Origin of the sequence: Bartonella sp. AD24XZML (assembly GCF_042196485.1) — a bacterium.
In the GTDB taxonomy this organism is placed as follows: domain Bacteria; phylum Pseudomonadota; class Alphaproteobacteria; order Rhizobiales; family Rhizobiaceae; genus Bartonella.
Genome location: NZ_JBHIQH010000002.1, coordinates 1 through 1,406 on the forward strand (window position 1 = coordinate 1; position 1,406 = coordinate 1,406).

Sequence of the window (1,406 nt, forward strand, 5' to 3'; positions counted from 1 at the left end):
CGGACGTCGTCGTGAAATGGGCTTGGGAGCGTTGCGAGATGTCTCTTTAAAACAAGCCCGTGAATTGGCAACTGGGTGGCGTTCGGTTTTACGTGAGGGGCGTGACCCCATTAAAGAACGCAATAAACAAAAGCGTGAGGCAATAAGCAATCTCCATTATTTAAAAGACATTGCCGTAGATGCTTTTGAAAGTCGGAAAGCTGAATTAAAAGATGATGGTAAGGCTTGTGATTGGTTTTCACCTTTACGTCTTTATATTCTCCCTAAATTAGGCTGTCTACCCGTTTCAGAGATTACTCAAACAGAGATACGCAATACTCTTGCCCCTATTTGGCATACAAAAGCTGCAACAGCAGAGAAAGCATTGATACGTCTCAAACTTTGTCTCAAACATGCTGCTGCCTTAGGGTTGGATGTTGATTTACAAGCAGTAGAAAAAGCACGCGCGCTCTTAGGCAAACAACGCCATAAAACACAAAACTTTCCAGCTATGGATTGGAAAGATGTCCCTGCCTTTTATAAAACGCTTTGTCAAACAACAACCTTAACACAACTGGCTTTACGTTTGCTTATTCTGACAGGTGTTCGCGCAAATCCTTTGCGTCATATTCATAAAGATCAAGTTGATGGAGATATATGGACTATCCCTGCTGAAAATATGAAAGGAAAGCGTGATACAACAAAAGAGTTTCGTGTACCCCTATCATCAGAGGCATTAGACATTTTAAAACAAGCGCGGTTGCTTTCTCGTAATGATTTCTTTTTTTCTGCAACTGGTCGCGGTCCCCTTGCTGCAAATTGTATGGCTCAATACATGCAACAAACTGGTCTTAAAGCCTGCCCCCATGGTTTTCGCTCTAGTTTACGTGATTGGCTTGCTGAAACAACCGATGCCCCCTATGAGGTCGCTGAAACCATTCTAGCGCATACGGTAGGCGGTAAAGTAGAGCGTGCCTATCGTCGGACTGACTATCTAGAACAGCGCCGTGTCTATATGGATAAATGGGCGGCTTATGTCACTGGTCAATCTTAAGATATGGGGTGAATAACCCCATTATCTGTGGATAACTTTCTCTCTCTTCTCTCTCATTCGCTCTCAATAAGACTCATAATTTATCACATCAATAAAACTATGATAAAATATTGTTTTCTATAAATAAAATACCTTCAAAAATGAACCAAAATGTGCTTAATAAATAGGCATGATTTGTTTCTATTTTTTATTATGAAAGGATTTTATTATGACAGAAAATGATATTCTTTTAACTGACCGTGAAAGTGCAAAATTGCTTCATATGAGTGTCTCAACTTTCCGGCGTCATGTTACCAATGGCTCTCTCCCAAAACCTTTAAAATTTGGTTTTTTATCGCGTTGGTTACAATCAGATCTTTTGAATGTCATCGAG

Annotated in this window: 2 protein-coding genes; both read left to right on the forward strand. The window is 40.3% G+C overall.

Annotation, left to right across the window (positions count from 1 at the left end; translation table 11 throughout):
* On the forward strand, window positions 1–1,033 hold a 1,033-nt coding region (locus tag ACFIMX_RS00050; protein WP_375693865.1), incomplete at its 5' end, for a tyrosine-type recombinase/integrase.
* 208 nt (window positions 1,034–1,241) lie between these two features.
* The coding region (locus ACFIMX_RS00055; protein WP_375693866.1) for a helix-turn-helix transcriptional regulator at window positions 1,242–1,406 on the forward strand (165 nt) is incomplete at its 3' end.